Raw genomic sequence first — 16,276 nt, 5'->3', positions numbered from 1 at the left:
CAGGGCGCCGCGCGGCGCGGGGAGCACGGGGAACCCCGCGGGGTCGGCGCGGAGGTGGCTGGCCGGCGGGTCGGCCGGGCCGCGCCCGCCGCGCACCGCGACGACGAGCGTGCCGGCGGCCAGGCCACCGAGCGCCAGCAGGAACAGCAGCAGGAGGACCGCACCGGGAGTCATGGCACAGACGGTGGCACCATCCGACCTGGACGGAATGGGTCCAATCCGGCATGGTGGCCTGCATGCCACTGGGCGAGGACCGGTCCACTGCCGCGGAACTGGCCCGGCTAGTCGGGCCACTGGACGACGTCGCCGGGCCCCGGTACGCCGGCCTGGCGCGCCGGATCGGCGAACTCGTCGCGCTGGGGCAGCTCCCGCCGGGCACCCGGCTGCCGGCCGAGCGGGACCTGGCCGCGGCACTGACGGTCAGCCGCGTCACCGTGGCCTCGGCCTACCGGCTCCTGCGGGAGGAGGGCCGCGCGAGGACCCGGCACGGCGCGGGCACGGTCCTGGAGGCCCCGGCCGCCGACGCGGTGTGGACCGCCCCCGCCACCGACCCGGGCGTCCTCGACCTCGCGCACGCCGCCCCGGAGGCCGCACCCGAGCTCGCGCCGGCCTACCGGCAGGCCCTGTCCCGGCTGCCCTCGCTCACCGCCGGCCACGGCTACGCACCGGGCGGGCTGCCCGAGCTCCGCGCGGCCATCGCCGACCGCTACACCGCCCGCGGCCTGCCCACCGACCCCGAGCAGGTGGTGGTCACCGCCGGCACCGGCGACGCCACGGCGCTGGTGGTCGAGGCGCTGCTGCAGCCCGGCGACCGGGTGCTGGTCGAGCACCCCACCTACCCCGGCGCGCTCGGCATGGTGACGGCCGCGGGCGGGCGGTGCGTGCCGGTCGCCCTCGACGCCGCCGACCCCGACGCCGTCGTGGGCGCCGCGCACCTCGCCGTCCGGCAGAGCAGCCCCCGGCTGGCCTTCCTCATGCCCGACTTCTCCAACCCCAGCGGCGCGCGGCTGTCGGCGGCCGGCCGTCGGCGGCTGGCCGCCACGCTGTGGCAGCAGGGCGTGCTCGCGGTCGTCGACGAGGTCACCGCGGAGCTGTGGCTCGACGACGAGGGCCCGCTCCCGCCCTACGCCGCCGGCCTCCCCGACGCCGCCACGGTGACCGTCGGCGGCCTGTCCAAGGCGGTGTGGGGCGGGCTGCGGGTCGGCTGGCTGCGCACCGACGCCGCGCTGGCCGCCTCCCTCGGCTCGACCCTGGGCCGCCGGCAGCTGTCGGTGAGCCCCCTCGACCAGCTCGCCGCCACCGCCCTGGTGCGCGACCTCGACGCGGTGCTGGCCGGCCGCCGGGCGCTGCTGCGCGAGCGCCGCGACGTGCTGCTCGCCGAGCTGGCCGCCCGCCTGCCGCACTGGAGCGCGCCCCGCCCCGGCGGCGGGCTCTCGGCGTGGTGTGTCCTGCCGCCGGGCACCGGCTCGGCCGCGCTCACCGCCGCCGCGGCGCCGCTGGGGCTGCTGCTGGCCGAGGGCCGCGTGTTCGGCACCGGGACGGCCTTCGACGACCACCTGCGGCTGCCCTTCACGCTGCCGCCGGACCGGCTGCGCACCGCGATCGCCACCCTGGCCTCGGTCGACGCCGCCCTGCGCAGTGGACCGGTCGCCCGCCATCCAGTACGTCCCGTCACGGTGGTGTGACACGCAGCACCTGCGCCGCTCGCGGGCACCGGATCCAGCGGCTACGGTTGCCCGTACCGAGCGACCGGGGTCACCTCCCCGGCTCCCGCGGACGGTCGAACAGGCGGCTGCGCGGTGCCCCCCCGGGCTTCCTCCCCGGGCCGCCTCCCGGAGCACTCCATGACGTCGATCCAGTTCCGCCCCGTCACCGCCCACCGTGCGCCCGCCTCGCCGGCGCCGCCCGCCGCAGCACTGCCCCGCCCTCCGGTGCCCTCCCCGCCGGCCGAGCGCCGCACCCGCCTGTCCGGCCGCTGGCGCTACGACCGGCGCACCGGTGCGTGGGACTGGTCGGAGGTGGCGACCGCCCTCCTCGGCCTGCCCGCCGACGGCGCCGGCACCGAGGAGCTGATCGCCGTCCAGCACCCCGACGACCGGCCGCGGACGATCGACGCGCTGTCGGCCGCGGTCAGCGGCGCACAGGCCTTCTCCCTCGAGGTGCGGATCGGCACCGGCGCCGGGGAGCACAGCACCGTGGTCCTGGTCGGCGAGCCCCGGTTCGACGGGGAGGGCCGGGTGGCCGGCGTCGAGGGACTGGTCGTGGCCGCCCCGCGGCCGGCCGCCGCCGACGACGACCGGGCCGCGCTCCTGGAGGTCGAGGTCGCGCAGCTGCGGACCGCGATGGTCACCCGGGCGCCGATCGAGCAGGCCAAGGGCGTGCTGATGCTGCTCACCGGCTGCGACGAGCAGCGGGCCTTCGACCTGCTGGCGCACATCTCCAGCCACACCCACCGCAAGGTCCGCGACGTCGCCGTGGACCTGGTGGCCTCGGCCTCGGGCCGCCGGCCGCTGTCGGCGGCGGTCAAGGAGATCCTGCGCGACGCCTGCCCGCCGGAGCCCGGCGGGCACTGACCGGTTCCGCCCTGCCGCCGTCCTCCTCCCGGCGGCAGGGGAGGATGCCCCGGGGCCCGGCGGGCGGTGCCGGGCCCCGCCCGAGGGAGGAGACGGCGTGTTCTACCTCGTCGCGCGGCTGGTGCTGCGGCCGGTGTTCTGGATCCTGTTCCGGCCGAGGGTGCGGGGGCGGGCCAACGTCCCGGCCACCGGGGCCTTCATCATCGCCAGCAACCACCTGTCCTTCATCGACAGCATGGCCATCCCCCTGTCGGCGCCCCGGCGCGTGGGCTACCTGGCCAAGGCCGAGTACTTCACGACGCCCGGCGTCGGCGGCTGGCTCACCCGCACGCTGTTCACCGCGCTCGGCGCCCTGCCGGTGCAGCGGCAGACCTCCCGGGCGGCCCAGGAGGCGCTCGACACCGCGCTCGGCGTGCTGCGCGCCGGGGGCGGCTTCGGCATCTACCCCGAGGGCACCCGGTCCCGCGACGGCCGGCTGGCCCGCGGGAAGACCGGCGTCGCCTGGCTGGCACTGACCGCCGACTGCCCCGTCGTCCCGGTCGGCATCACCGGCACCGACCGGATCCAGCCGCCGGGTGCGACGTGGCCGCGGCCGCACCGCTTCACCGTCGTCTTCGGCGAGCCGATGACCTTCCCCGAGCACGCCGGGCAGGCCGGCAGCAACCGCGCCCGCCGCGAGGTCACCGACCGGATCATGGAGCAGATCGCCCTCCTGTCCGGACAGGAGAAGGCCGGCTGGGGGCAGCCGGCGGCATGAGCGGCGCCCTCCTCGTCGCCGGGACGACGTCGGACGCCGGCAAGTCCGTCGTCACCGCCGGCATCTGCCGGTGGCTGGCCCGCCAGGGCGTGCGGGTGGCCCCGTTCAAGGCGCAGAACATGAGCAACAACTCGATGGTGACCGCCGACGGCGCCGAGATCGGCCGGGCCCAGGTCATGCAGGCCGCCGCCGCCCGCGTCGAGCCCGAGGCCGCGATGAACCCGGTGCTGCTCAAGCCCGGCGGCGACGACGCCAGCCAGGTCGTCGTCCTGGGCCGGCCGGTGGCCGAGGTGACGGCGCTGTCCTACCGGCCGATGAAGGCCGCGTTGCTCGAGCAGGTGCTGGCCAGCCTGGCCGACCTGCGGTCGCGGTTCGACGTCGTCGTCTGCGAGGGCGCCGGCTCCCCCACCGAGATCAACCTGCGCGCCGACGACATCGCCAACATGGGCCTGGCCACCGCGGCGCACCTGCCGGTGGTCGTCGTCGGCGACATCGACCGGGGCGGGGTCTTCCCCGCCCTCTACGGCACCGTCGCGCTGATGCCGCCGGCCGACCAGCGGCTCGTGGCCGGGTTCCTGGTCAACAAGTTCCGCGGCGACGTCCGGCTGCTGCGCCCCGGCCTCGAGCAGCTCACCGCGCTCACCGGCCGGCCCACCCTCGGTGTCCTGCCGTGGCTGCCCGGCGCGGCGGTCGACGTCGAGGACTCCCTCGGCGTGCCCACCGGCGTCTCCTCGGCCGGCCCGCCGCACGGGGAGGACGTGCTGCGCGTGTCGGTGGCCCGGCTGCCGCGGCTGTCGAACTTCACCGACCTCGACGCGCTGGCCGCCGAGCCCGGGGTGCTCGTCCGCTACGCCACCCGGCCCGAGGAGCTCGCCGACGCCGACCTCGTCGTGCTGCCGGGCACCCGCTCCACCGTCGCCGACCTGGCCTGGCTCCGCTCGACCGGGCTGGCCGGCGCGGTGGCCCGCCGCGCCGCCGAGGGGCGGCCGGTGCTCGGCATCTGCGGGGGGCACCAGATGCTCGCCCGCACCATCACCGACGACGTCGAGTCGCGCGCCGGCACCGTCGCCGGGCTCGGGCTGCTGCCGGCCGACGTCGCCTTCGCCCGGGACAAGACGCTCGGCCGCCCGTCGGGCGAGGCGCTCGGCCACCCGGTGCGCGGCTACGAGATCCACCACGGCGTCGTCACGTACTCCGGCGCAGCGGAGGCCTTCCTCGACGGCGGCCGGGTCGGGGCGACGTGGGGCACCACGTGGCACGGGGCGCTGGAGAACGACGGCTTCCGCCGGGCGTTCCTCGCCGAGGTCGCACGGGCGGCCGGGCGGCGGTTCGTCCCGGCGCCGGACACCTCCTTCGCCGCGGTGCGCGAGCAGCGCCTCGACGCGCTCGGCGACCTGGTGGCCGAGCACGCCGACACCGGCGCGCTGTGGCGGCTGCTCGAGGAGGGACCACCGGCGGAGCTGCCGCTGCTGCCGCCGGGGGACGCGTCGGGCCCGCGGTGAGGACGGCCGACGGGGACGACGCCGACGCCTCGACCGGCGTCTGCCCCCGAGGGGGACGGGCGTCCTCCCGGTCCGCGGCGGCGCGGCCGTGACCGACGCGGTCTTCGGCGACCCGCGGCTGGCCGCGGTCTACGACACGTTCGACGGTGACCGTGCGGACCTCGACCCCTACCTGTCCCTGGTCGAGGAGCTCGGGGCGCGCACCGTCCTCGACGTCGGGTGCGGGACCGGCAGCTTCGCCTGCCTGCTGGCCGAGCGCGGGGTGCAGGCGGTCGGCGTCGACCCGGCGGCGGCCTCGCTCGACGTGGCCCGCCGCAAGCCCCGTGCGGACGAGGTGCGGTGGCTGCTCGGCGACGCAGGGTCGCTGCCACCGCTGCAGGTGGACCTGGCGACGATGACGGGGAACGTGGCCCAGGTGTTCCTCACCGACGAGGAGTGGGCGGCGACCCTGGGTGCGATCCGGGCGGCGCTGCGCCCAGGGGGCCGGCTGGTGTTCGAGAGCCGGCGGCCGGAGCGGCAGGCGTGGCGGGAGTGGACCCGGGAGCGGTCGTGGACCCGCGCCGTCGTCCCGGAGGTCGGGCCCGTGGAGACCTGGGTGGAGGTCACCGACGTGCGGGGCAGCCTGGTCTCGTTCCGGTGGAGCTTCGTCTTCGGGAGCGACGGCGCGGAGCTGACGTCGGACTCGACACTGCGGTTCCGCAGCCGCGAGGAGCTCGGGGACTCGCTGGCGACCGCGGGCTTCTCGGTGCAGGACGTGCGGGACGCCCCCGACCGGCCGGGACACGAGCTCGTGTTCATCGCCCGGCGGTGAGCACGGGGGCCGGGGGTGGTGGACGGGTCCGGTGCCCGGGCGCGCCCGGTACGTCCGGCACACCCGGTGGGACGACGCCGGCCGGACCGACCGGTGCGCGACCCTGGGCCGGCTGACCGCCGGTCCCGCCGGCAGCCACCCGCGGATCCACCCCGCGCTGCCCCTCCGTCCTGCTCAGGGGAGTCATGTCCGAGTCGCGTCCGCAGCACGGGGAGCCACCCGCGCGCCCGCCCACCGCCACGATGATCCTGGTGGTCGGGCTCCCGGCGGCCGGGAAGACCACCCGGGCCGTGGAGCTGGCCGCGGCACACCGGGCGCTGCGACTGACCCCGGACCACTGGATGGTCCCGCTGTTCGGCGACCCGATGGCCGACGGCAGGCGCTTCGTGCTTGAGGGACGGCTCATCTCGGTCGCCCTGCAGGCGCTGCGGCTGGGTACCGGCGTCGTGCTCGACTTCGGGCTCCGGGACCGCGACGAACGGTCGGCCCTGCGCTGGCCGGCCCGGTCGACCGGGGCGGCCTGCCGGGTGGTCTACCTGCCCGTGGACGAGGACGTCCAACTCGCCCGGATCGCGCACCGCCAGGAGATGGCACCGCACCGGACGTTCCCGATGACCGCGGCCGACGTCGAGCTGTGGCGGGAGCAGCTCCGGGTGCCGGACGCCACCGAGCTCGGCGACGGCGACGTCCCCGGTCCGCCGGCGGGGTGGCCGGGCCGGCCGGAGTGGGCAGCGGACCACTGGCCCTCCTGCGCGGACGGCTGACCTGGTCGCGGGACCGCCACGTCGGACCACCCCGTCACCCCGTGGGCCGTGGTCAGCCGGCGGTGAGCCGCGCCCGGACGTCGTCGGGCCAGGGCACGGAGACGCCGCCCGCGGTGCCCACGTAGGTGTTCCGGACGACGCAGCACACCCGCTCGCCCACGCGGACGGTGAAGCGCACCGTCACGCTGGTGCGGCCCACCCGCTCGCTCTCGGCGTCGACCTCGACGACGTCCCCCCAGCGCGCCGACGACGACCACTCCAGCGAGCTGGCCTTGACCACCGGGTCGGCCCGCGCGGCGATCTCGTCCCACGGCAGGCCGAGCGAGGCCCACCAGAGGTTGCTGGCCTCGTCGGCCCAGACCAGGTAGTGCGCGTTGAAGACGACGCCCTGCTGGTCGCACTCGACGAAGCGGACCGGGGAGCTCCAGGTGACCGGCACGGGGCGCCACGCTAGCCGGACCCGTCGGCCCGCCGGGCTACCGTCGTCCCATGCCCGACGACGGTGCGCCCGCCCCCGACCCCGTGCTCGCGGGGTACCGCCCGCCCTCGCAGCTGGTGCTGGACAAGGAGATCGACCACCTCGACGTCCACTGCCGGTCCCTCATCGGGCTCTCGCCGTTCCTCACGATGGCGACGGCCGACGCCGACGGCTGGCCGGAGGTCTCCCCGCGCGGCGGCGACCCGGGCTTCGTCAAGGTGCTCGACGAGCACCGCCTGGCCCTGCCCGACCGCCAGGGCAACAACCGGCTCGACAGCCTCCGGAAGGTGGCGGTCAACCCGCGGGTGGCGCTGCTGTTCTTCGTGCCCGGCGTCGAGGAGACCCTGAAGGTGTACGGCACGGGCGAGCTGCTGCCCGCCGACACCCTCGACGTCGACCTGACCGAGTTCGGCAGGGCGCCGCGCTCGGTGCTGCTGGTGACCGTGCAGCGCGCCTACCTGCAGTGCGCCAAGGCCGTCATGCGCTCCGGGCTGTGGGACCCGGCCGCGCGCGTCGACCGGTCGGCCCTGCCGCCGTTCGGCACGATGATCCGCGACCACTGCCGGCTGGAGACCCCGCTCCCCGACGACGCGACCATCCGCGCGGAGCTCGCCCTCGAGCTCTGAGCCTGTCGGTGGGAGCTGCCAGTCTGCGGGCATGGCGACCGACATCCAGGTGACGATCGACTCCACCGACCCGCACACCCAGGCCGACTGGTGGGCCGAGGCGCTGGGCTGGCAGGTGGAGCCCCAGGACGAGGCGTTCATCCGGCGGATGGTCGACGCCGGGCACGCCACCGAGGCCGACACCACGACGCACCGCGGCGCGCTGGTGTGGGCCCTCGGCGCGGCGATCACCTCGCCCGACCCCGGCCGCCCGCGGGTGCTCTTCCAGCGGGTGCCCGAGCCGAGGACGGGCAAGAACCGCCTGCACCTCGACGTGCACGTGGGCGCCGAGCGGCGCGAGGCCGAGGTGTCCCGCCTGGTCGAGCTGGGCGCCACCGAGCTCTGGCGCTCCGCGCAGGGGCCGCTGGAGTGGGTGACGCTCGCCGACCCGGAGGGCAACGAGTTCTGCGTCGCGTGAGGGAGGACCCCGTCGCCCCCGTGTGGGGCCGGGCTCAGGGAGTACGCAGGTCCCGGGCCAGGCGGCGGTAGGCGACGGTGCGCTCGGCGTGGCGCCGGAGGAGGACGCGCCGCCGGGGTCTGCGCTCGGTGCCCAGGTACCGGGCGTCCTCGACGAGCTGGAAGGCGGCGAGCACGCTGGCGCGCGGCTCGCGGACCAGCGGAACGGTGGCGACGACGGGCTGGGCCGAGGTCATGGGAGCCCCCCTCTCCCGGAACACGCTGGCAGCGCGCCCCGTCTCCCCATGGTGCCCGCGATCAGCCGGGGAGAACCAGAACCGGCCTGAATTGGTACCGGAGTGACGGATGTGACGGCCGTGGCGCCGCGGTCGCGCCTACGGTGCGCCCATGAGCCGACCGCGCCGCCTCGTGGCCGCCGCCCTGTCCCTCGTGCGCGCCGCCGTCGCGCCGGCCGGCCGCCGCCCCGTCCCGCGCCGGGAGCCGCCGCCCCGGCGGGTGCCGGCCGGCGTCGACGCGGAGTACCGCCCGCGGGCCGACGGCCGCCCCGACCCCGGCGAGGTGGTGTGGGCCTGGGTGCCCTACGACGAGGGCGACGGGCGGGGCAAGGACCGGCCGGTGCTGGTCGTCGGACGGCAGGGCACCGACCTGGTCGGCCTGCAGCTGAGCAGCCAGGACCACGACCGCGACGCCGCCGACGAGGCCCGGCACGGGCGGACGTGGATGGACGTCGGCCGCGGGGGCTGGGACCGGCAGGGCCGCCCGAGCGAGGTCCGGCTCGACCGTCTCCTCGTGCTGGACCCCGCCGGGGTGCGGCGCGAGGGCGCGGCGATGGACCGGGCCGTCTTCGACCGGGTCGTGGCCGCCGCCGGGCGGGTCCAGGGCTGGTGAGCGCTCAGGCGGGCACGGCCGCGACCAGGCGCCGCTTGGCCAGCGCGATCGGCACCTGACCCACCAGCGCGGGCAGCACCCAGGCCAGCGGGTGCTGGGTCTGCGCGACCAGCAGGCCGGTGGTCAGCGCGACGTAGGAGCCGCCCAGCAGGTGCGGCTGCAGCGTGCGCCAGTGCGGCCACCCTCGCCGCCGGGCCAGCGCGCCGGTGGCCGCGAGGACGACGCTCAGCGCCCCGAACCCGACCAGCCAGGCCAGGCCCGGGGTGAGCAGCGCCAGAGCCGCCCCGGTAGCGGCCACCCCGGCGACCGCCGCCTGGTAGGCGGCCGCCGCGCCGGTGCCCGCCCGGCCGCGCAGCCGGGCGACCAGCCACAGCGGGCCGAGCAGCAGGCCGGCCGTGCCGGCGGCGACGTGGAGGAGGAGCAGCGTCTCGCGCACGTCCCGACCGTGGCAGCGGCGGCCCCGGTCCCGGCAGTGCCGGCCGTCACCGGCCGGTGGTGACGGACGTCAGCGGGCCGGTGACGGCGCCGCCGGGCTCGGCCCGCGCTCGACGTAGGTCTGCAGCACGACGCGCGTGCGGGTGTTGCGGACACCGGTCACGGCGTACAGGTCGCGCAGCAGGTCCTGCAGCTCGCCGGCCCCGCCGACCCGCACCTTGACGAGGAAGTGGGTGTCGCCGGCCACCGAGTGCAGCTCCTCGACGCGCGGGTCCTGCCGGACCGCGTCCGCCAGCGGCTCCGTCGCCCAGCCCACGGTGTCGAGCTCGACGAAGGCGAGCAGGTGGCGTCCCACCGCGGCGGCGTCCAGGCTCGCGCTCGGGCAGCGGGTCGACCGGTTGCCGCGGCGGACCGTGCTGCGCGGCGCCGCGCTGGGCCTGTCGGCCGGGCTGCTGCTGTCCGCGGGCGCACCGCACTGGGCGAGGCTGGCGGCGGGCCAGGCCGTCGCGGGAACCGCCGCGGGCGTGTCGCTGCCCGTCGCGTACGCCACCGCGGGGGAGCTGGCACCGGCGGACGCCCAGACCCGCGCGCTGGGCCGGGTCCTGCTCGGCTGGTCGGTGGCCATGGTGGTCGCCGTGCCGCTGGCCGCCGCGGCCGGCGGCGTCGTGGGGTGGCGTGGCGCCCTCGCCGGGCTCGCCGGGCTGGCCCTGGTGCTCGTCGGGCTGCTCGGCCGGCTGCCGGAGCCGCGGACCACGCGGCCGGCCGGAGTGGGCGGCGGCTACGCCCCGGCCCTGCGCCGGCCCTGGGTGCGGCCGCTGCTGCTGGTCGTCGTGGCCTTCATGGGCGCCTTCTACGCGACCTACGCCTACCTGGGTCACCACGTCCGCGCGGAGGAGGGCGCCGGCGCGGCCACGGCCGGTCCGCTCGCCCTGGCCTACGGCGTGGGCTTCGGCGTCGCGGGGATCCTCGACGGCCGGGTCGACCGGATCGGCCCGTCCCGCCTGCTCGTCCCGGCCGTCCTCGCGCTGGTCGCCGTCTACGGCCTGGAGCCCCCGGCCGCCGGCTCGCTGTGGACCGTGCTGGTGCTGGCCGTGGCGTGGGGACTGGTCAACCACCTCGGGCTGAGCCTGCTGGTCGGGCTGCTGTCCGGGGCGGGCGGGCCGGCGCGCGGCCCGGTGATGTCGCTCTACAGCGGGGTGACCTACCTGGCCGCGTCGCTGGGGACGGCGGGCCTGGGACCGCTCCACGAGCGCCACGGGCTGCCCGTCGTCGCCCTCGTCTCGGCCGCGGCCCTCCTGCTGGCGGTGCTGCCCGCCGCGCGCGTACGCGGGACCGCCCCCGCGACTCGAGCGGGTCCCTGACCCGGCCTCAGTCGGCCGCGGACCCCTGGCGACCGGGCTGCTGGCGGCCGGGCTCCTGACAGCCGGGCTCCTGGCGGCCGGGCTCCTGGCGGCCGGGCTGCTGGCGGCCGGGCTGCGGCGACCGCGGGCGGAGGTGGTAGACGCCGGCCTGGCCGGGCAGCGGCTGCAGGTCGTAGCGGGAGACGACCTTGGGCCCGTCGTGCAGGTGCACGTGGGTGACGGTGGGCAGCGGGTCCCCGTGGCGCGCGGCGCGGATCTCCACCCGCCCGTCGAGCGGACCGCCCACGAACAGCAGGACGGCGTCCTGCCCGTCCGCTGCGGCGTCCACCAGCGCAGTCTCCACGTCGGACAGCTCCGTCTCCTCCCTCGGCGCTCGGCTCACCCGGTCGAGGGTAGGCGTGCCGCGCCACCCCGTCGGGCTCCCGGTCAGCCCGGCCGGGGGCGCAGCCGCCGGGCCACGACGGGCGCGGCCAGCAGCATCACGAACAGCCGGAGCACCTGGACGGCGAGCACGAAGGTGGCGTCCGCGCCGCTGCCGGTGGCCGTGGCGAGGACCGCGTAGAGGCCGCCCGGCGTGGTCGCGAGGTAGGCGTCGAGCCCGCTCACGCCGGTGGCCGCGGCCAGCACCGCGCCGAGGCCGGCGCAGGCGGCGATCAGCCCGGCGATCAGCGTCAGGGCCAGCGGCAGCGCCCGGCCGACGGTGCGCAGGCTCGCCGCGGTGAAGCGCACGCCCACCGCCAGGCCGACGACCAGGAACGTCGCCGCCTCGACCCCCGCGGGCACGTCCGCGCCGCCGGAGAGCCCGGACGGGTCGGCCGCGGCGGCCACGAGCAGCGGCCCGAGCAGCGCCGGCACCGGCAGCCGCACCAGGCGCGCCAGCGGGAACCCGACCAGCACGCACGCGGCGGTGAACGCGAGGCCCACCGGCCAGCCGGGCCCGGTCGGCTCCGCGACATCGCCCGGGCCGGTGTCGGCGCCGTAGACCGTCGTCGCCACGACCGGCATGAGGACGACGATCAGCACCACCCGCAGGTACTGCAGGACGGCGACCATCCGGTCGTCGGCGCCGAGGTCGCGGGCCATCGCGGTGATCCCCGACGCGCCGCCGGCGATCATCGCGAAGGCGCCGGTCACCGGGCTGATGCCGGGCTGCAGCCGGAGCAGCAGCCCGGCGGCGACGGTGAGCAGCAGCGTCGCCACGGTGACCAGCAGGACCGGCAGCCAGTCCTCGCCGATGGCGGCGAGGGTGTCGGGGTCGACCAGCGCGCCGATGGAGACCCCGATGACCGCCTGCGCGGCCGCCAGGCCCGGGCGGGGCACGTCGAGCGGGGTGCGGCCGGCCAGCCCCCGCACCAGCCCGGCCAGCAGCCCGCCGAACAGGGCCGGGGAGGGCACGCCGGCGAGGTCGAGCAGGACGGCGGCGCCGACGGCACCGGCGAGCACCAGGGCGCCGTCGGCGAGTCCCCGCGGGTCGGGCCGCCCCGGCCTCACAGGCCGGCGATGCGGCGCAGCTCGGCGACGTGGGCGTCGAACGCCCGCCGCCCGTCCCGGGTGAGCGCCAGGCTGGTGCGCTGGCGGGAGGCCACGGTGGCCTTGCTGACCTGCACGTACCCGGCCTCCTCCAGATGCCTGACGTGCTTGGACAGCACCGAGTCGCTCACGCCCACCTGGTCGCGAACGGTGGCGAACTCCATGGTGTCGACGGCGGCCAGCAGCCCGCAGATCTGCAGGCGTGGCGGGGGGTGGATGACCGCGTCGAAGTGCGGCGCGACCGCGGTCACAGCCCGCGCCCGTCCCGCAGCTCGGCCACCCACCGGCGGCCCCACACCCGGCTGAGCACGCCCGCGGCGACGCCGAGGACCGCTCCCGCCACCACCATCACCCAGTGCCGGTCGTAGCCCTCCGCCAGCACGAACGCCGGCACCAGGACGACCAGGACGAGCGCACCCCACGCGGCCATCACCCGGGGAGGCGTGTCGACCCAGACCCCGGTGATCCGCCGGTAGGCCGCGACCAGCGCACCGAGGCCGGCGGCGAAGACGAGGAGCGCGGGGAAGGTCACCCACAGCGAGTCGAGGGCGTAGGACGCCAGGAAGCCGAAGAGGAGCAGCCCCAGGGCGACGTCGTACCACCACGGCTGCAGCACCCGGTCGGCCAGCGCCACCCGGTCGGCCCGCAGGGCGGCGAGCTGGGCGACGGCGGCGTCGCGGTCCTGGTCGGCGGTCACGACAGGCCCCGCAGCTCGCGCACGTACAGGTGGCCTGCCCACCGGCTGGTCACCGCGGCCGTCACGCCCGCCACCGCACCCGCGGCCACCAGGGCCCACGACCGGTCGAACCCGAGGGCCAGCACCAGCGCCGGGACGACGACGAGGACGTAGACGACCAGGTAGACCGACGACGCCCTGCGCATGGCGCCCCGCCGGAACCCGTCGACCCAGAACCCCGTGCGCCGGCGGTAGGTGGAGACGAGCCACCCGAGCCCGGCGGAGAACAGCGCCACACCGGCGAGGGTCGCGAAGACGTTGCCCGCCGCCACCACGGACAGCAGGCCGAAGACCGCCATGCCCAGCAGCACGTCGTACCACCACGGCTGCAGCGCCCGGTCGGCGAGCGCCACCCGGTCGGCCTGCAGCGCGGCGAGCTGGGCGACGGCGGTGTCGGGGTCGACGGCGTCGTTTTCCATGTCGGAAAGTGTGGCCCGTTTCTTTCCGATGCGTCAAGTGACCGGGCCGGGGTGTCGTCCGCCCGGGCCGTCGTGGTCGAATGACGCCGCCACGCGACGGCAGTGGAGGAAGCCCGGTGCGACTCCGGCGCGGTCCCGCCACTGTGAGCCGGCACCTCGACCAGGAGGCGCCGGGAAGTCAGGAACTCCCGCCGTCGCCTCCTGCCACCTCCGGGCGTGGACACCCGGGGAGAGGACCCCAGCCGTGCGCGGTCGAACCGCATGACCTACCCGTTCGGCGCCGTCGTCGGCATGGACGACATGCGCCTGGCGCTCCTGCTCAACGCCGTCTCGCCCGCGGTGGGGGGCGTCCTGGTGCGCGGCGAGAAGGGCACCGCCAAGTCGACGACGGTGCGCGCGCTGGCCGCCGTCCTCCCGCCGGTCGCGGTCGTCCCCGGCTGCCGCTTCGCCTGCGACCCCGCCGCACCCGACCCCGCCTGCCCCGACGGCCCGCACGACGCCGTGCCGGGGCACACCCGCCCCGCGCGGCTGGTCGAGCTGCCGGTGGGCGCCTCGGAGGACCGCGTCGTCGGGTCGCTGGACCTCGAGCGGGCGCTCACCGAGGGCGTGAAGGCGTTCGAGCCCGGGTTGCTGGCCGCCGCGCACCGCGGCGTGCTCTACGTCGACGAGGTCAACCTGCTGCACGACCACCTCGTCGACCTGCTCCTCGACGCCGCCGCGCTCGGCACCGCCTACGTCGAGCGGGAGGGCGTGTCGGTGCGGCACGCCGCACGGTTCCTGCTGGTCGGCACGATGAACCCCGAGGAGGGGGAGCTGCGCCCGCAGCTGCTCGACCGGTTCGGGCTGACCGTGGAGGTCGCCGCGCCGCGCGACCCGGCCGAGCGTGCCGAGGTGGTCCGCCGCCGGTTCGCTTACGACGCCGACCCGGCCGGCTTCGCCGCCGCCTGGGCCGGCGAGGAGGGCGCGCTGGCGCAGCGGATCGCCGCCGCGCGCGCCCGGCTGCCGCACGTCGTCCTCTCCGACGGCGCGCTGCGGCAGGTGACCGCCGTGTGCGCCGCCTTCGACGTCGACGGCCTGCGCGCCGACCTGGTCACCGCCCGCGCCGCGATGGCGCACGCCGCCTGGTGCGGCCGCGACGAGGTCACCGAGGACGACATCCGGGTGGCCGCCCGCCTGGCGCTCCCCCACCGCCGCCGGCGCAACCCCTTCGACGCGCCCGGTCTCGACGACGACACCCTGGAGCAGGCGCTGCAGGACAGCCGCCCGGAGGAGGGCCCCGACGACGACCCGCCGTCTCCCCCGGACGGCCCCGACGGCGGCGACCCACCACCCCCGGCGAGTTCCCGTGATCTCGACGGCGGCCCCGCGGACGACGCGTCGAGATCGCGCGATCTCGACGAGCAGGGCGGTACGGAGACCCCCGGTGCGGAGACCCCCGGTGCGGAGACCCCCGGCGAGGGCGGCGCGACGGGGCAGGCGCGGGAGAAGGCGGCCGCGGCGCCGTCGGAGCCCTTCCGCGCGCGCCGGCTCGAGGTCCCCGGCATCGGTGCCGGTGCGGCCGGCCGCCGGTCGCGGGCACGCGCCGAGCGGGGGCGGGTCGTGGGGTCGGTCCGCCCGTCGGGCCCGGTGACGCGCCTGCACCTGGTCGACACCGTGCTCGCCGCCGCGCCGCACCAGGTCGCCCGCGGGCGCACCGGCCCGGGGCTGCGCGTGACCCGCGAGGACCTGCGCCAGGCCACGCTCGAGGGCCGCGAGGGCAACCTCGTCCTGTTCGTCGTCGACGCCAGCGGCTCGATGGGCTCGCGGGCGCGGATGGGCGCGGTCAAGGGCGCGGTGCTGTCCCTGCTGCTCGACGCCTACCAGCGCCGCGACAAGGTCGGCCTGGTCACCTTCCGCGGCGGCGACGCCGTGCTCGCGCTGCCGCCCACCTGGTCGGTCGAGGCCGCCGCGGCCCGGCTGCGCGAACTGCCCACCGGCGGGCGCACGCCGCTGGCGGCCGGCCTGCTGCGCGCGGAGGAGGTGCTCCGCGTCGAGCACGTCCGCGACCCGCGGCGGCGCCCGCTGCTCGTCGTCGTCACCGACGGCCGGGCCACGGGCGCGCGCGGGTCCGACGCCCTCGGGACGGCGCACGCGGCCGCGCGGCGGCTGGCCGCGGCGGGGACGGCGGCCGTCGTCGTCGACTGCGAGTCCGGGCCGGTCCGGCTGGGCCTCGCCGGCGCGCTCGGGGTGCACCTGGGCGCGCAGACGCTGCGGCTGGAGGAGCTGGCGGCCGAGTCGCTGGCCGCCACCGTCCGCTCGGCGCGAGAGGCGGCCTAGGCATGCCCCAGGGACAGGTCGCCGTCACGCCGCAGGACGGGCTGACGACGCGGCAGCGCCGCAACCGCCCGCTGCTCGCCGTGCACACCGGCGAGATGAAGGGCAAGTCCACCGCCGCGTTCGGCATGGCCATGCGGGCGTGGAACCAGGGGTGGCCGATCGCGGTCTACCAGTTCGTCAAGAGCGCGAAGTGGCGGGTCGGCGAGGAGAACGCGCTCACCGCGCTGGGCCGGCTGCACGAGCAGACCGGCGAGGGGGGGCCGGTGGTCTGGCACAAGATGGGCTCGGGCTGGTCGTGGTCGCGCCGGCAGGGCACCGAGGTCGACCACGCCGCCGACGCCGCCGAGGGCTGGGCCCAGATCAAGCGCGACCTCGCCGCCGAGGCGCACCGCTTCTACGTCCTCGACGAGTTCACCTACCCGCTGAAGTGGGGCTGGGTCGACGTCGACGACGTCGTCGGGACGCTGGCGGACCGCCCGGGCACCCAGCACGTCGTGATCACCGGCCGGGACGCGCCGCCGGCGCTGGTCGCCGCCGCCGACCTGGTGGTGGAGATGACCAAGGTCAAGCACCCGATGGACGCCGGCCAGAAGGGCCAGCGGGGGATCGAGTGGTGACGGCGGA

At 77.3% G+C, this 16,276-nt stretch carries 21 protein-coding genes and 1 riboswitch; of the genes, 12 read left to right on the top strand and 9 right to left on the bottom strand.

What is annotated here, in order from left to right; all coding sequences use genetic code 11:
- The first annotated feature begins 236 nt into the window (after positions 1 to 236).
- The 6 genes from BM165_RS07730 to BM165_RS07705 all read left to right on the top strand — a co-directional run bounded on the left by BM165_RS07730 (position 237) and on the right by BM165_RS07705 (position 6,407).
- A complete protein-coding gene (locus tag BM165_RS07730; RefSeq protein WP_075013104.1) occupies positions 237 to 1,685 on the top strand; it encodes a MocR-like transcription factor YczR in 1,449 nt (482 codons plus the stop codon).
- Between the two features lie 159 nt (positions 1,686 to 1,844).
- Entirely contained in the window at positions 1,845 to 2,573 is a 729-nt protein-coding gene (locus BM165_RS07725; protein WP_075012919.1) for a PAS and ANTAR domain-containing protein, read from the top strand.
- A gap of 97 nt (positions 2,574 to 2,670) precedes the next feature.
- A complete protein-coding gene (locus BM165_RS07720; RefSeq protein ID WP_075012918.1) occupies positions 2,671 to 3,330 on the top strand; it encodes a lysophospholipid acyltransferase family protein in 660 nt (219 codons plus the stop codon).
- Positions 3,327 to 4,832, top strand: a complete 1,506-nt coding sequence (locus tag BM165_RS07715) for a cobyric acid synthase (protein ID WP_075012917.1) — start codon at positions 3,327 to 3,329, stop codon at positions 4,830 to 4,832. The genes BM165_RS07720 and BM165_RS07715 overlap by 4 nt, the downstream gene beginning before the upstream one ends.
- A gap of 88 nt (positions 4,833 to 4,920) precedes the next feature.
- A complete protein-coding gene (locus BM165_RS07710; protein ID WP_075012916.1) occupies positions 4,921 to 5,643 on the top strand; it encodes a class I SAM-dependent methyltransferase in 723 nt (240 codons plus the stop codon).
- 185 nt (positions 5,644 to 5,828) lie between these two features.
- Entirely contained in the window at positions 5,829 to 6,407 is a 579-nt protein-coding gene (locus tag BM165_RS07705) for a P-loop nucleotide/nucleoside kinase family protein (protein ID WP_208976678.1), read from the top strand.
- Positions 6,408 to 6,459: 52 nt separating this feature from the next.
- On the opposite strand, the gene BM165_RS07700 is transcribed toward BM165_RS07705, so the two are convergent.
- Positions 6,460 to 6,846 carry an acyl-CoA thioesterase gene (locus tag BM165_RS07700; RefSeq protein WP_075012915.1) on the bottom strand — a complete coding sequence of 129 codons (387 nt, stop codon included), beginning with the start codon at positions 6,844 to 6,846 and terminating at the stop codon, positions 6,460 to 6,462.
- 50 nt (positions 6,847 to 6,896) lie between these two features.
- Between BM165_RS07700 and BM165_RS07695 the strand changes: the two genes are divergently transcribed.
- Entirely contained in the window at positions 6,897 to 7,511 is a 615-nt protein-coding gene (locus BM165_RS07695) for an MSMEG_1061 family FMN-dependent PPOX-type flavoprotein (RefSeq protein ID WP_075012914.1), read from the top strand.
- A gap of 31 nt (positions 7,512 to 7,542) precedes the next feature.
- Positions 7,543 to 7,968 (top strand): VOC family protein, encoded by a 426-nt coding sequence (locus BM165_RS07690; protein WP_075012913.1) that lies wholly within the window; start codon positions 7,543 to 7,545, stop codon positions 7,966 to 7,968.
- A gap of 34 nt (positions 7,969 to 8,002) precedes the next feature.
- On the opposite strand, the gene BM165_RS07685 is transcribed toward BM165_RS07690, so the two are convergent.
- Positions 8,003 to 8,203, bottom strand: coding sequence for a hypothetical protein (locus BM165_RS07685; protein WP_075012912.1), 201 nt, complete (start codon positions 8,201 to 8,203; stop codon positions 8,003 to 8,005).
- A 151-nt stretch (positions 8,204 to 8,354) separates the two neighbouring features.
- Between BM165_RS07685 and BM165_RS07680 the strand changes: the two genes are divergently transcribed.
- Positions 8,355 to 8,855, top strand: a complete 501-nt coding sequence (locus tag BM165_RS07680; RefSeq protein ID WP_083427154.1) for a type II toxin-antitoxin system PemK/MazF family toxin — start codon at positions 8,355 to 8,357, stop codon at positions 8,853 to 8,855.
- Positions 8,856 to 8,859: 4 nt separating this feature from the next.
- Here BM165_RS07680 and BM165_RS07675 read toward each other — a convergent pair whose 3' ends face one another.
- Together BM165_RS07675 and BM165_RS07670 are read right to left on the bottom strand one after the other, a co-directional pair.
- Positions 8,860 to 9,291 carry a hypothetical protein gene (locus BM165_RS07675; RefSeq protein WP_075012911.1) on the bottom strand — a complete coding sequence of 144 codons (432 nt, stop codon included), beginning with the start codon at positions 9,289 to 9,291 and terminating at the stop codon, positions 8,860 to 8,862.
- Between the two features lie 69 nt (positions 9,292 to 9,360).
- The gene (locus tag BM165_RS07670; protein WP_177225142.1) at positions 9,361 to 9,645 is read right to left on the bottom strand and encodes an Lrp/AsnC family transcriptional regulator; all 285 of its coding nucleotides are present in this window, start codon (positions 9,643 to 9,645) and stop codon (positions 9,361 to 9,363) included.
- Between BM165_RS07670 and BM165_RS07665 the strand changes: the two genes are divergently transcribed.
- The gene (locus tag BM165_RS07665) at positions 9,608 to 10,651 is read left to right on the top strand and encodes an MFS transporter (protein WP_075012909.1); all 1,044 of its coding nucleotides are present in this window, start codon (positions 9,608 to 9,610) and stop codon (positions 10,649 to 10,651) included. The two genes, BM165_RS07670 and BM165_RS07665, sit on opposite strands and share 38 nt — an antisense overlap.
- Before the next feature lie 7 nt (positions 10,652 to 10,658).
- Here BM165_RS07665 and BM165_RS25580 read toward each other — a convergent pair whose 3' ends face one another.
- Genes BM165_RS25580 through BM165_RS07640 form a run of 5 tightly spaced genes read right to left on the bottom strand, consistent with a single transcriptional unit; the run spans position 10,659 to position 13,336 of the window.
- On the bottom strand, positions 10,659 to 11,033 hold the full coding sequence (locus tag BM165_RS25580; RefSeq protein ID WP_244274116.1) for a hypothetical protein: 375 nt from the start codon (positions 11,031 to 11,033) through the stop codon (positions 10,659 to 10,661).
- Positions 11,034 to 11,077: 44 nt separating this feature from the next.
- A complete protein-coding gene (locus BM165_RS07655) occupies positions 11,078 to 12,142 on the bottom strand; it encodes an AbrB family transcriptional regulator (protein ID WP_075012908.1) in 1,065 nt (354 codons plus the stop codon).
- Complete coding sequence (locus BM165_RS07650; RefSeq protein ID WP_075012907.1) at positions 12,139 to 12,432, bottom strand: transcriptional regulator; 294 nt, start codon at positions 12,430 to 12,432, stop codon at positions 12,139 to 12,141. Before BM165_RS07650 ends, BM165_RS07655 begins: the two co-directional genes overlap by 4 nt.
- Positions 12,429 to 12,878, bottom strand: coding sequence for a hypothetical protein (locus tag BM165_RS07645; protein ID WP_075012906.1), 450 nt, complete (start codon positions 12,876 to 12,878; stop codon positions 12,429 to 12,431). Before BM165_RS07645 ends, BM165_RS07650 begins: the two co-directional genes overlap by 4 nt.
- Positions 12,875 to 13,336, bottom strand: coding sequence for a hypothetical protein (locus tag BM165_RS07640; protein ID WP_075012905.1), 462 nt, complete (start codon positions 13,334 to 13,336; stop codon positions 12,875 to 12,877). Before BM165_RS07640 ends, BM165_RS07645 begins: the two co-directional genes overlap by 4 nt.
- Positions 13,337 to 13,441: 105 nt before the next feature.
- A riboswitch (cobalamin riboswitch) is annotated at positions 13,442 to 13,524 on the top strand.
- Positions 13,525 to 13,597: 73 nt separating this feature from the next.
- Between BM165_RS07640 and BM165_RS07635 the strand changes: the two genes are divergently transcribed.
- Both BM165_RS07635 and cobO read left to right on the top strand, forming a co-directional pair.
- Positions 13,598 to 15,652 (top strand): putative cobaltochelatase, encoded by a 2,055-nt coding sequence (locus BM165_RS07635; RefSeq protein ID WP_075012904.1) that lies wholly within the window; start codon positions 13,598 to 13,600, stop codon positions 15,650 to 15,652.
- A gap of 2 nt (positions 15,653 to 15,654) precedes the next feature.
- A complete protein-coding gene (gene cobO, locus BM165_RS07630) occupies positions 15,655 to 16,269 on the top strand; it encodes a cob(I)yrinic acid a,c-diamide adenosyltransferase (protein ID WP_075012903.1) in 615 nt (204 codons plus the stop codon).
- The last annotated feature ends 7 nt before the right edge of the window (positions 16,270 to 16,276 follow it).

Source organism: Geodermatophilus obscurus, from assembly GCF_900115395.1.
In the GTDB taxonomy this organism is placed as follows: domain Bacteria; phylum Actinomycetota; class Actinomycetes; order Mycobacteriales; family Geodermatophilaceae; genus Geodermatophilus; species Geodermatophilus obscurus_B.
This window is presented reverse-complemented; position numbering and strand designations above follow the sequence as displayed.